The sequence below is a fragment of the Acidiphilium rubrum genome (assembly GCF_900156265.1).
GTDB classification, from domain to species: Bacteria; Pseudomonadota; Alphaproteobacteria; order Acetobacterales; family Acetobacteraceae; genus Acidiphilium; species Acidiphilium rubrum.
Window position 1 is genome coordinate 255842 of the sequence record NZ_FTNE01000002.1, and the last position, 13460, is coordinate 269301.

Annotated in this window: 12 protein-coding genes; 2 read left to right on the top strand and 10 right to left on the bottom strand. The window is 59.0% G+C overall.

Annotated elements, in window-relative coordinates; genetic code table 11:
* Positions 1 to 23 precede the first annotated feature (23 nt).
* The 5 genes from rpoB to rplK all read right to left on the bottom strand — a co-directional run bounded on the left by rpoB (position 24) and on the right by rplK (position 7095).
* Positions 24 to 4205, bottom strand: a complete 4182-nt coding sequence (gene rpoB, locus BW994_RS02835; protein WP_408734949.1) for a DNA-directed RNA polymerase subunit beta — start codon at positions 4203 to 4205, stop codon at positions 24 to 26.
* Positions 4206 to 4404: 199 nt separating this feature from the next.
* Positions 4405 to 4782, bottom strand: coding sequence for a 50S ribosomal protein L7/L12 (gene rplL, locus BW994_RS02840; protein WP_029312044.1), 378 nt, complete (start codon positions 4780 to 4782; stop codon positions 4405 to 4407).
* Positions 4783 to 5004: 222 nt separating this feature from the next.
* Positions 5005 to 5541, bottom strand: a complete 537-nt coding sequence (gene rplJ / locus BW994_RS02845; protein WP_029312043.1) for a 50S ribosomal protein L10 — start codon at positions 5539 to 5541, stop codon at positions 5005 to 5007.
* 424 nt (positions 5542 to 5965) lie between these two features.
* Positions 5966 to 6658, bottom strand: a complete 693-nt coding sequence (rplA, locus tag BW994_RS02850) for a 50S ribosomal protein L1 (protein WP_029312042.1) — start codon at positions 6656 to 6658, stop codon at positions 5966 to 5968.
* Between the two features lie 2 nt (positions 6659 to 6660).
* Complete coding sequence (gene rplK, locus BW994_RS02855) at positions 6661 to 7095, bottom strand: 50S ribosomal protein L11 (RefSeq protein WP_029312041.1); 435 nt, start codon at positions 7093 to 7095, stop codon at positions 6661 to 6663.
* A 331-nt stretch (positions 7096 to 7426) separates the two neighbouring features.
* Between rplK and BW994_RS19020 the strand changes: the two genes are divergently transcribed.
* Entirely contained in the window at positions 7427 to 7987 is a 561-nt protein-coding gene (locus tag BW994_RS19020; protein WP_029312040.1) for a hypothetical protein, read from the top strand.
* A gap of 166 nt (positions 7988 to 8153) precedes the next feature.
* Complete coding sequence (locus BW994_RS02860) at positions 8154 to 8780, top strand: REP-associated tyrosine transposase (protein ID WP_076454340.1); 627 nt, start codon at positions 8154 to 8156, stop codon at positions 8778 to 8780.
* Here BW994_RS02860 and BW994_RS19025 read toward each other — a convergent pair.
* The 5 genes from BW994_RS19025 to BW994_RS02880 form a co-directional block, all read right to left on the bottom strand.
* Positions 8695 to 9192 (bottom strand): hypothetical protein, encoded by a 498-nt coding sequence (locus BW994_RS19025; protein ID WP_139333950.1) that lies wholly within the window; start codon positions 9190 to 9192, stop codon positions 8695 to 8697. The two genes, BW994_RS02860 and BW994_RS19025, sit on opposite strands and share 86 nt — an antisense overlap.
* Positions 9193 to 10336: 1144 nt before the next feature.
* On the bottom strand, positions 10337 to 10915 hold the full coding sequence (locus tag BW994_RS02865) for a hypothetical protein (RefSeq protein WP_029312038.1): 579 nt from the start codon (positions 10913 to 10915) through the stop codon (positions 10337 to 10339).
* A complete protein-coding gene (locus BW994_RS02870) occupies positions 10912 to 11262 on the bottom strand; it encodes a hypothetical protein (protein WP_217696427.1) in 351 nt (116 codons plus the stop codon). Before BW994_RS02870 ends, BW994_RS02865 begins: the two co-directional genes overlap by 4 nt.
* Before the next feature lie 177 nt (positions 11263 to 11439).
* Entirely contained in the window at positions 11440 to 12507 is a 1068-nt protein-coding gene (locus BW994_RS02875) for a methyltransferase (RefSeq protein ID WP_051657365.1), read from the bottom strand.
* A 131-nt stretch (positions 12508 to 12638) separates the two neighbouring features.
* Positions 12639 to 13052, bottom strand: coding sequence for a hypothetical protein (locus BW994_RS02880; protein WP_029312035.1), 414 nt, complete (start codon positions 13050 to 13052; stop codon positions 12639 to 12641).
* Positions 13053 to 13460: the final 408 nt, after the last annotated feature.

Below are 13460 nucleotides of genomic sequence, written 5' to 3' on the forward strand. Positions count from 1 at the left end.
CGCCATGATCAAACCGCCAAAACTCACTCAGCCGAAAGCGTCAGATCGACGTTGAGACCAAGCGATTTCAATTCCTTGGTCAACACGTTGAAGCTCTCCGGCACACCCGCCTCGAAATTATCCTGCTCGCGCACGATCGCCTCATAAACCTTGGTGCGGCCCGAAACGTCGTCCGATTTCACGGTCAGCATTTCCTGCAAGGTATAGGCGGCACCATAAGCCTCGAGCGCCCACACTTCCATTTCGCCAAACCGCTGCCCACCGAACTGCGCCTTGCCCCCCAGCGGCTGCTGGGTCACCAGCGAATACGGCCCGATCGAGCGCGCATGGATCTTGTCATCCACCATGTGCCCGAGCTTGAGCATATACATATAGCCCACGGTCACCTTGCGCTCGAACTGCTCGCCGGTCCGCCCATCCGCCAGGGTCATCTGGCCCGAAATATCGACACCGGCCTTCGCCAGCATATCCTCGATATCGGTGATGCGCGCGCCATCGAACACCGGCGTCGCGATCGGCACGCCCTTGCGGATATTGCCGCACAATTCGGCAACATCGGCATCGTCCATGATCTCGATCTGCTTGGTGTAGATCTCCTCACCATACACATCCTTGAGCATGGCATGCAGCCGCTCGCGCTCCTGCCCGGTGCGCCGGTAGTTATCGACCAGCTCACCGATCTGCCGCCCGAGATTGGCGCACGCCCATCCCAGATGCGTCTCGAGAATCTGACCGACATTCATGCGCGACGGCACACCCAACGGGTTGAGCACGATATCGACCGCGGTGCCGTCCTCCAGGAACGGCATGTCCTCGATCGGCACGACCTTCGAGACCACACCCTTGTTGCCATGGCGCCCGGCCATCTTGTCGCCCGGCTGCAGCTTGCGCTTCACCGCGATGAAGACCTTAACCATCTTCATAACGCCCGGCGGCATCTCGTCGCCGCGCTGCAATTTCTCAACCTTGCTCTCGAACCGCGCCTGCAATTTATGCACCGCCGCATCGAATTCGCGCTTCAGCGTCTCGATCTCGGCCATCACATGATCGTCCTGCACGGTCAGATTCCGCCAGGCATTGCGCGGCACTTCGGCGAGCAGTTCGGCATTGATCTCGCTGCCCGACCGCACGCCCTTGTAGCCCGACCCGGCAAGCTGCCCGAGCAGCTTCTCGCGCAACCGGTTCAGGAACGCGCGCTCCTGAATCGCCCGCTCGTCATCCCGATCCTTGGCAAGCCGCTCGATCTCCGACCGCTCGATCGCCAGAGCGCGCTCGTCCTTATCAACACCACGCCGGTTGAAGACCCGCACATCGACAATCGTGCCCGAAACCCCCGGCGGCAGCTTGAGCGAGGTATCCCGCACGTCGGATGCCTTCTCACCGAAAATCGCCCGCAGCAGCTTCTCTTCCGGCGTCATCGGGCTTTCGCCCTTCGGCGTCACCTTGCCCACCAGAATATCGCCCGGATTCACCTCGGCGCCGATATAGACAATCCCAGCCTCATCCAGATTGCGCAACGCCTCCTCGCCGACATTCGGAATATCACGCGTGATTTCCTCCTGCCCCAGCTTGGTGTCGCGCGCCATCACCTCGAATTCCTCGATATGGATCGAAGTGAACATGTCCTCGCGCGCAATCCGCTCCGAAATCAGGATCGAATCCTCGAAATTATACCCGTTCCACGGCATGAACGCGCACAGAATGTTCCGCCCCAGCGCCAATTCGCCCAACTCGGTCGACGGCCCATCGGCAATGATATCCCCCGCGCCAACCCGGTCGCCCACCCGCACCAGCGGCCGCTGGTTGATGCAGGTCGACTGGTTCGACCGCATGAACTTGCGCAACCGATAGATATCGACACCCATCGTCGTGCCATCATCATTGGTCGCCCGCACAACAATCCGCGCGCCATCGATCTGGTCGATGATACCGGCGCGCCGCGCCACGATGGTCGCACCCGAATCCTGCGCCACCGCCGCTTCCATCCCGGTGCCGACCAGCGGCGCGTCCGAACGGATCAACGGCACCGCCTGACGCTGCATGTTCGAGCCCATCAGCGCGCGGTTGGCGTCATCGTTCTCCAAAAACGGAATCAACGCCGCAGCAACAGAAACCAGCTGGCGTGGCGACACGTCGATCGCCGTCACTTCCTCCGGCCGCACCAGCCGGAAATCGCCGTTCCGCCGCACCGAAACCAAATCCTCGGTCAGCGTGCCGTCTTCCAGCTTCGGCGCATCCGCCTGAGCCACCGTCAACCGCTCCTCTTCCATCGCCGACAAATACTTATAGTCATCGGAAACTTTACCGTTGGTTACCATCCGGTACGGCGTCTCGATAAATCCGTACTTATTCACCTTGGCAAACGTCGCCAGCGAGTTGATCAACCCGATGTTCGGCCCTTCCGGCGTCTCGATCGGGCAGATGCGGCCATAATGCGTCGGATGCACGTCGCGCACCTCGAACCCGGCCCGCTCGCGCGTCAACCCGCCCGGTCCCAACGCGGACAGGCGCCGCTTATGCGTCACTTCCGACAGCGGATTGGTCTGATCCATGAACTGGCTCAGCTGCGAGCTGCCGAAAAACTCCCGCACTGCCGCCGCCGCCGGCTTCGCATTGATCAGATCATGTGGCATCACCCCGTCGATATCGACCGAGCCCATCCGCTCGCGAATGGCACGCTCCATCCGCAGCAGCCCGACCCGATACTGATTCTCCATCAGCTCACCGACCGAACGCACCCGCCTGTTGCCGAGATTATCGATATCGTCGATCTGCCCGCGCCCATCCTTCAGATCGCACATGATCTGAATCGTGCGCAGAATATCCTCCTTGCGCAGCACCCGCATCTGGTCATCGCACTCGATGCCCAGGCGCATGTTCATCTTCACCCGCCCCACGGCGGACAGATCATAGCGCTCCGAATCAAAGAACAACCCGCGGAACAACGCCTCGGCGGTCTCGCTCGTCGGCGGCTCGCCCGGCCGGATCACCCGATAGATATCGACCAGCGCATCCTCGCGGTTCGAATTCTTGTCCACCGCCAGCGTATTGCGAATCCACGGCCCCTTGGTCTGATCCACCGCCAGCGTCGGAATCACATCCAGCCCGGCCGCCTCGAACACCGCAAGCTTCGCCTCGGCGATCTCCTCGCCGGCATCGGCGAAAATCTCGCCGGTGTTCGGATCGTACAAATCCTCGGCAACATACCGCCCGACCAGATCGGCCCGGCTGACCAGCACATGCTTGGTCGTCTCGCCAATCTTGCGCGCCGCCCGCGCCGTCAGCTTCTCCTCGGCCTTGGCCACCACCTGGCCCGTCTCGGCATCGACCAGATCTTCAACCAGCTTCGCGCCACGGAACAGTTCCGGCTCGAACGGCCGCGCCCACGCGCTCTCGCCGTTCCCATCCTTGGTCCGGGTAAACGGCACCTGGCCATAGAACGTGCTGAGGATCTCCTCGGCATCCATGCCCTTGATTTCACCGATTTCCAGCGTCTCGCCCTTGGCCGTCCGCGCTGCCCGCAGCGCCTCGGTCGCCTTGCTCTCCAGCGCATACAGCAACGTCGTAATCGGCAGCTTGCGCTTCCGATCGATCCGCACATACGCCAGGTCCTTGGCATCAAACTCGAAATCCAGCCACGATCCGCGATACGGAATCACCCGCGCCGCGAACAAAAACTTGCCCGAAGCATGGGTCTTGCCCTTGTCGTGATCGAAAAACACGCCCGGGCTGCGATGCATCTGACTGACAATGACCCGCTCGGTCCCATTGACCACGAACGTGCCGTTATCCGTCATCAGCGGCATGTCGCCCATATAAACGGGCTGTTCCTTGATGTCGCGGATCGAGCGCGCCCCGGTATCCTCATCCAGATCCCACACGATCAACCGCAGCACCACCTTCAGCGGCGCCGCATACGTCATCCCGCGCTGAATGCACTCTTCCACATCATATTTCGGGTCTTCGAGCTCGTAATAAACGAACTCCAACCGGCCCCGCCCGGCGAAATCATCGATCGGGAACACCGATTTGAACACTTCCTGCAAACCCGACACCGAACGCGAATCCGGCGACACGTTCATCTGCAGAAACGCGTCATAGCTCGCGCGCTGCACATCGATCAGGTTGGGCATCGGCGTGGTTTCGGGAATTCTCCCGAAGCTCTTGCGGATGCGCTTGCGATTGGTAAAGGAAATCTTGTTCATGCCACCCGAAATCGCATTCATGCCCATACCCCAATCAATAATTCAGTAACGAACCATCGCCCGACAGCGATGCCGTATCGTATCAGTCCAAATCTCGCCCATCAGGCGCAACAGCAAACGGGCGGAGTGCCCGAGGGCACTCCGCCGAAGTCAGGTCGAAAACGCCGCGGTGAGTTGCCTCACGCGGCGTCGCGGTAAATCATTCGATGCCGACAGATGCGCCCTGCTCTTCCAGAACCTTCTTGATCTTCTCGGCCTCGTCCTTGTTCACGCCTTCCTTCACGGTCTTCGGCGCGCCTTCAACGAGGTCCTTGGCTTCCTTCAGCCCGAGACCGGTGATCGTCCGGATTTCCTTGATCACGTTGATCTTCTTGTCCCCGGCGGCCTTCAGCACGACGGTGAATTCGGTCTGCTCCTCAACCGGAGCCGCAGCAGCGCCTGGCGCCGCCGCAGCAGCGACCGCAACCGGTGCCGCAGCCGAAACACCCCACTTCTCTTCGAGCAGCTTGGAAAGCTCCGCTGCTTCGAGGACAGTGAGGGAAGAGAGTTGGTCAACTAAATTTGCGAGATCAGCCATTTCGTCAGTTCCTATAATAGTCGTTGTGATGGTTCCATGCAAGCCCGAACCGTTCGGGCTCGCTCACGGCGACGCTGAAGGCGTAAAAGAAGTCTTCTTTTTGTGAACAAAAAGAAGCAAAAAAACTTTATGAATCTAGCCCGTACCGTTGAAACGCCCGTGCACCAAATTCAAGAAAGTTTTTTGCTTCTTTTTTACAAAAAAGAAGCCTTCTTCCTCCCCTCACGCCGCCTCAGCGCTATCCTCAGCCCCATTCGCCTTGGCATAAGCCGCGAAAACCCGCGCAAGCTGCCCAGCCGGAGCCTGCAGCACACCCGCAATCCGCGTCGCCGGCGCCTGGATCAGACCCAGGAGCTTGCCACGCAATTGATCGAGCGACGGCAGTTCGGCCAGCGCGCGAACACCCGATGCATCGAGCATCTGAGTCCCCAACGCGCCACCGACCAGCACGAACTTCTCGTTGGTCTTGGCGAACTCGACCGCAGCCTTTGCCACCGCTACCGGATCATGCGACCACGCCAACGCGGTCGGACCCTTCATCAGCGGCACCAGCCCGTCGAACTTGGTGCCTTCCAAGGCGATATGGGCCAAACGGTTCTTCGCCACTTTATATTGTGCGCCCGCCGCCCGCATCCGCACGCGCAACGCCGTCACATCGGCAACCGTCAACCCGTCATTGCGGGTCACCACGATCATCGACGTCTCAGCGAACACGGTCGCAAGCGAGTCCACGAACTCACGCTTCTGTGCGCGATCCAATTCGGTCTCCACTCGTCAGGCATCACGCGTTTGGACCGCGCAACACCGGTTTTCCCAAAGCGGCAAGGACCATCCCAGCCGCATGTTCGCCTGTCCGTGATTGGAACCATCGGTGCCTCAACACCTCCGACACCCCATCTACGGCCTGCGGGCTCACACCCATTAAAGTCCGAAAGGACTACAAACCGTCTTGGACAGGTCCGGAACCGCCAGCATAGCCGGCAATCCCGTCATGGCCGAACTGAAGCCCGGCACATTCTCAAAAACTCACCAAAGGCAGGTAAGGTCTTCTTTTTGTGAACAAAAAGAAGCAAGAAAACTTTGATAATCTAGGCCCGCGCCTTTGAAAACGCCCGTGCCCCAGAGTCAAAAAGTTTTTTGCTTCTTTTTTACAAAAAAGAAGCCTTCCCTTCCCCTAACTCCCTCAAGCCGAAAGCGTACTCACATCAACCCGAACCCCAGGTCCCATCGTCGAAGACAACGCCGCCTTCTGCAAATAAGTCCCCTTCGCCCCGGCCGGCTTCGCCTTCTGAATCGCATCGACCAACGCCTTCGCGTTCTCGATCAGCAACCCGGCATCAAAACTCGCCTTGCCGATCCCCGCATGAATAATCCCGGCCTTCTCCGCCCGAAACTCCACCTGGCCCGACTTCGCCGCCGTCACCGCACCTTTGACGTCCATCGTCACGGTGCCCAGCTTCGGATTAGGCATCAGCCCGCGCGGCCCAAGAATCTTCCCCAGCCGCCCGACCAACGCCATCATGTCCGGCGTCGCGATGCAACGATCGAACGCAATGTTGCCCGCCTGCACCTGCTCGGCCAGATCATCGGCACCCACCACATCCGCACCCGCCGCCCGCGCCTCATCCGCCTTCGGCCCGCGCGCGAACACGCCAACCCGCAGCGTCTTGCCCGTGCCGTTCGGCAACGAAATCAACCCACGCACCATCTGATCGGCATGACGCGGATCGATGCCGAGATTCAACGACAATTCCACAGTCTCATCGAACTTCGCCGTCGCATTGGTCTTCACCAACGCCATCGCCTCGTCCAACGCATAGGCCTTGTTCGCCTCGACCGCGGACGTCGCCTTAACCAAACGCTTGTTCTTCGCCATGATCAGCCCTCCACCACCGAAAGACCCATCGACCGCGCCGACCCGATCAACATGCGCACCGCACCATCGACATCATTGGCGTTCATATGAACCATCTTCGTCGCCGCAATTTCCCGCAACTGCGCCATGGTCACCTTACCCACGGTCGCACCCTTGCCGGTCGTCGTGGACCCCTTGGTAATCCCCGCCGCCTTCTTCAGAAAATACGTGTTCGGCGGCGTCTTGGTGATAAAGGTAAAGGTCCGATCGCCAAACGCGGTAATCACCACCGGCACCGGCATGCCCACTTCCATACCCTGCGTCGCCGCATTGAAATCCTTGCAGAACTGCATGATATTCAACCCGCGCTGCCCCAAAGCAGGCCCAACCGGCGGCGACGGATTAGCCTTGCCCGCCGGTATCTGTAACTTGATATAGCCAACAATCTTCTTCGCCATAAGGCGCACTCCCATCCGCTGACGCAAAAACGCCAATAGACCGCGGTCCAACCGGCCAGAGCACCACGCCCCAGCCTCCCGCGTTCTGTGTACCCCGCCTATATCGCCCCCCGCCCGAATTGTCGAGTCGGGAAGCCGAAAGGAAGCAAGCCGTTCTTTTTTGAAAAAAAGAACCAAAAAACTTTCATGAGGCAAGCTGTTTTTTGAGAACAACGTGTTTAGAAATGGCCGAAGGAGTTCGTTATGAAAACGATTTACATTCCTGCCAATTTATTTTAGCAATAACAAATAATTGCAAATTTTGATTTACGAAAATCAGGGAGGATTTTTAATGAGGCACGCATTCTTAAAAAAGGCAACTTTGATTGCGGGATTTTACTTGTTTTCGTCCCAGGTTGCACTCGCACAATGGGGCGCGAGGGTTCAAGGACCTGACGTATTTGGTGCAACTACTGTAGTCGCGGCGACCGGAAACAGCTCCGAAGACGGTCTAGTTATTCAGTGTGACAACAAGCATTCACTCTACATCGCCTACATCATACCCGGTAGGAAGTCCGAACTAAATGAAATGTCGCAGGCGGACAGTGGTATACCGGTGACACTGCTGATGAAAATTGACAGTAACCCTGTAGTTAAATTCAAAGCTGAATTGAAGATGTGGAATAATACTTACCTCGGTATCGTAACTAGCGGTCGACGAACAAAATTATTCGATATCATAAAATCACTCGCTACGGCCAAGACAAATGTGAGTGTCGGCGCCGACCTCATGGGAAGCAAGCAAAGCGACACATTTGGCGTCTCGGGCTCGACTGCTGCAATGTCGACGGTTACAAAGGATTGCGCCCTCAATAATATTAAGCCCGACCCGTCGAATAACAATAAATCGTAGGATGGGTATCCCTTGATACCCATCATTCTTCTCTCCCACCCGGCCATCCAACAACACAAGGCCACACCACCCCAACACCATCAACCAAAACAATAACACACAACCCGCGCCACCCCACAAAATTTCCCGCTACCCTTCCCCAACATTCCCACCTATCCTCCCCATCATGACCGACTACCGCCGCAACCGCGTCCCCGGAGGCACCTATTTCTTCACGGTCAACCTCCACGACCGCCGGCTAAACCTGCTAACCGAGAACATCGAATCCCTCCGCGCCGCCATCCGCAAAACCCGCGCCCGGCTGCCCTTCCACATCGACGCCTGGGTCGTCCTGCCCGACCACACGCACTGCCTCTGGACCCTGCCCGAAGGCGACTCCAACTTCGCCACCCGCTGGCAAATCATCAAAGCCGAATTCTCCCGAACCATCCCGAAATCCGAACCCCGCTCCGCAAGCCGCACCGCCAAAGCCGAACGCGGCATCTGGCAACGCCGCTTCTGGGAACACACCATCCGCGACGATACCGATTACGCCGCCCATATGGACTACATCCACTTCAACCCGGTCAAACACGGCCACGCGGCCAATCCCGCCGCATGGCCCTACTCAACCTTCCACCAAGCGGTCGCCAAAGGCCTGTACCCCGCAACCTGGCACCCCGCCGCAAACACCGCCCGCCCCCTCACTCGAACCACTCACGCAACCGTCACGACGTACCACCAACCCGTGAAAGCTCCAGATACCCCCCGGCCAGAAACGGCAGATCGATGCGATCAGCATTTTTCGGAATAATCACCCATCGATAATCACTGCCGATATCATCACCACCATGAATGAACGCCCCGCACTTGATCGACCAATAATGGATAATTTTATCATGCATGCCCAGCGCGTGCAGAGTGTTGAAAGGCATAATCATATCAATCGCATTCGACAAACGCCCCGTTTCACTGTCAAACACCGGCATTTTGCACGTCTCGTCGGTCAGGCTGAGCGCATCGGCACAGATTGTCATAACCCTCCCGGCATAAGCGACTTTCGGCTCGACCGGCGGATCGACATATCCCCCGGAAGGGCTCACCTCTAAAACTTTAGTAACAACCCATTTGCCAATCAGCCATTTCGGAGCCGACGAATGTGATTCAGCCCATGAAACCTGTGCAAAAAGTACAACCAGCCCGGCCACTAAAACAAAAATCTTCATCAGCCTAGCAAGCGTAGGATGGGCAGAGCGCTTGCGAAGCCCATCAACTTCGTGTGAACAAAGCTGCGTTGGTCCGTTGGCCAAAGCATGTTCATGCTCGTCGTCGTATCAGCACATCAATCGTATGTTCGGTATCCTCGATAGCCATCATACGTATCGTCTCCCCCGCCACATCACCCAAACACCATCAACCAAACCAATAACACACGATCCGCACCACCCCACCAAATTCACCGCAACCGCGTCCCCAGCGCCACCTATGTCTTCACGATAAACCTCCACGACCGCCGGCTGACGCTCCTAACCGAACACATCGACCCCATCCGCCTCGATCTCGATGACCCCACCAACGCGCAACTAAGGCTTCTGCTCAATCCGAGCACAATACCGCGCACCAAGCCGCCATTCGTTCAAACAAAGTATCCGCGCATTGCCGATCGCAGTCCGCCCCGGCGCCGATGGCGGAAACGCAGCCAGTACCGCAGGCAAGCACCCACCCGACGGCCGATCCATCAACAAAGCAAGATGAATGACGCCAACTGCCACAAACAAATCCCCAGGCGGATACTGCGCCGCAAGCCCCCTTAACCGATGGCAAACAACCGAAAACATGTGCCGATGCCCAAGCAGGACCGATCGCAGCCGACCGGACGCAACCACGTCACGATCCTTTGTCGCTGGGCTCGTCAATCCCTGGTCCGTACTCTGCGAATCCAGAAAAATATTCATAGCCCTGTCGATGGTGATATCGGCAACACAACCATCCGTCGTGCAATGCGTCGCTTGCGCAATCTTGGCAGCAGCAGCGATCGCATCGAGCGTCGGGGCGGAGGCCGACGCACGGGCCGCCGTTGCCGGAACGGCTAAAACCGCGACGATGGGAGTGAACCGTAGGGCGGATAAGCGCAGCGCAATCCGCCATCTTTCCGTGCCCCAGCCTCTGCCGCCGCGATGATCACAACAACACGCCACCAACGCGCTCACCCCACCCGATCCCTCACCCCGGCAAATTGTCCAGCCGATCGCAAGCAACAACCTTCACCACAGCCGCCATAAACGAACGCCCCACACTTGATCGACCAATAACGGTTGCCAATATCCGCCGCCGAACACACAACGCCCGTCGTCCACCCCCCATCCCCCTTCACTTACATCCCGTGTAAGCAGGCCCCTTCGACTGCACGAATTCATCCTGACCAGCGTTCCAAATCAACGGCGGCGTACAATACGTGCCCAGCACCGCCGCACCCGCCACCCGCATCACAATCCGCCGCGGCCAGTCACCCCGCCAATCCTCGAATGAAACCGACTTCGTCCCAGGCCCCTCGCCAAACAATCCTTCCTGAAGATGCCCAACAGCCCGATCACCCGGCGTCAGAATAACCGGCAACGGAACCGGGTCGGCGTTCATCAGCGCCGTGCTGTCCTGCCCATCCCAAGGCTTACCATGATAAAAATAGAGACGGTGATGTCGCGCCGCCGCATCCTGGCGCAACGCCACAATTTTCAAAACAACTCGCCCCCGCCCATCACGCACCCGGCACTCGGTCAAATACGGCCGATACGCCCCCGCATGAGCACCAAACCAAACCTCCGCTTTCGCGCTCACCCCCCCAGAAATCGCACCGCAATCGGCCAGCGCTAACTTAACCGGCGGAGACGCCACCGCCCAACCGCTCAGAGCAAGCCATGCAACACCGAACAAAACGATCCGCGAAATCATGATTTTTTCTGCCACGCCCAGAAAGTAACATGCTTAAACACCTGCACATTATCCCAAGGGTCAAACACCGTCTTGTCGCCATCGCTAACCGCACCAGGCCATGGCCCGAGCGATGTCGACATCGCCGGCGGAAACATCCCGTGCGACGGCATCATCCTGCCATCCACTTTATATCCACCGCTCGGCCTCCAACGCCCCGGCAAAACAACAATAACATGGCCATGCCCGCCGGGTTCCGCCAAACCGCCTACCACCACCACGCCACGATCAGCCAGAGCCGAGGCCTCAGCGTAATCCCGGACTTTGCTCCATCGATTGGCCGGATTGGCAAGATATCCCATCAGCAAGCGTAGGATGGGCAGAGCCCTCGCGAAGCCCATCAACTTCGTGTGAACAAAGCTGAGTTGGCCCGCTGGCCAAAGCATGTTCGTGCTCGTCGTCGTATCAGCTCACCAATCTTACGATTGGCATCCCTTGATGCCCATCACTCTTGTGTTCCCCCCCGCCCATCGCGCCCAACGCCATCACCCAACCCGATCAACGCCCCGCGCCTCAAGCACCGCCATCCCCCCCGCATCCCCAATCCGCGTCACATCCCCAAACCCCGCCGCCGCCATCAGCGCATTGAACCCCGCCATCGTCCGCTCGCTACCCCCGAACAGCACAAGCATATTCAAATCATTGACATAGGTGCCGGCATCCCCCGCGCCGACCTCCGCCGCCAGCACCTCCTCGATCACGATCAACCGCGCCCCCGGCGTCATCGCCGCCCGCACCGCCTTTAAAATCGCAATCGCCCCCGCATCCGGCCAATCGTGCAAAATCCACGACAGAACATAACTCGTCCCGCCCTGCGGCACGCGCTCCAGAAAACTACCCCCCTCGACCACGCACCGCGCCCGCAAATCCTCCGTATCGATACACTGCCCCGCCCCCGCCACCACACTCGGCAGATCATACAACACGCCGCGCACGCCAGGGTTTCGCAGTAAAATCTCCCGCAGCAGCGCCCCCGCCCCACCGCCGACATCGACAACAACCTCCCCATCCGCAAACGAAAGCCCCGCCGCCAGCGCCGCATGCCGCCCCGCGAACCCGACGCTCATCAGCGACGAAAACACCCGATGATCCTCCGCATGCGCGTCCATATGCTCGAAAAACCCGCGCCCGTTCGCCACCGGAAAGCTCGCCGCCCCCGTCCGCACACAATGGCTCAACCCACCCCACGCCGCCCAGATCGAAGGCATCGTCCAATACCGCATGAACCAGGCGAGCGAGCGCGCATCATCCCGCCGCAACAAGCGCGACGCCTCGGAATGCCCCACCATCCGCCCCGCATCGATCGTGAAAATACCCTGCGCCGCCAGCGCGCGCACCAGGCGGAACAAAACCCCCTCGTCACAGCCAAGCCGCGGCGCGAGCGCCCCGACCGGCGCCAGTTCATCAGCCCCCAGCGCATCCGCCAGCCCAACCTCACAAGCCGCCCCGACCATCTGCGCCAGGATCAACCCATCGACCGCGCCAAACAACAACCGCCGCGCATCCCCAATTGAATGCCCGGCCTCATCCGCACCGCCCGTCGCCTCGTCCATCGCCCTGCCCGCTCCCGTTCAATCGATACTCTCGAATAAACCAGCGACCGCAAAAGCAAAGCACAATCGAACAAATTATCTCAGCACAACAAACCATCGGCCGGTGGCATACCCACCGGCCGAGGCCAAACTCAGCCCTGGTTGCCGCTATCGTAATGGAACTTCGGCATCGTCTTGAACGTCGATTCCGATGCACCCGGATAAACCACGCTGTAATCCGGCTGCTTGGCGGTCGAGTTCGGGTCGCTCTTCTGGAATTTCAGCTTGCTCAGCGGAAACGAAACCATCCGCCCATCCGCCGAAGCCACCACCGTCGTCGGTCCGCCGCTGTCGCTGACCAGAATGTTCTTCAACGTCGCAAGATCCTTGCCTTTGTCGTTGTAAATCGTGGCGCCATCGAGCCCCGATGTCCGCAACATCCCGTGCGTCATCGTCAGCATGCCACCAAGCTTGTGGCTGCCAGTCCCGCTGTCGGCCATGGCAGCGCCATAGCTACCCAAAAGTACCGCGCCGGCCAGAATTCCGGTTTTGACAATCCTGTTCATTCTACTCTCCGTATAAAAACTGCGTTTTCCATAAAACCGTTGCTCTCACAGGCAACTGTTAGGAATACCGAGTTCGGAGTGCCACCCATCCATTACAACCACACAGTCCTGTCCCCGAAATTACAACGTCTCAACACCCAAACATCCAATCTCATATTCCCAATCCAACCACCCCGCCCCCGCAAGCGCAGCGCGTGCAGGATTTGCATCCCCCGATACCCATCACCCCAGCCCCCAACCCCACAACGTCATTGCGAGCGCAGCGCGGCAATCCAGCCCCGCCACACCCAACAACCTAAATTCTAACGCGCCGCCTAACAAAACCCTTTCTCACCCCCCACCCTCTATGTTTATCTCCCCCCATGATCTCGAACGCGCCCTTCATGCCCGCCGACCCGTCCGAGCGCT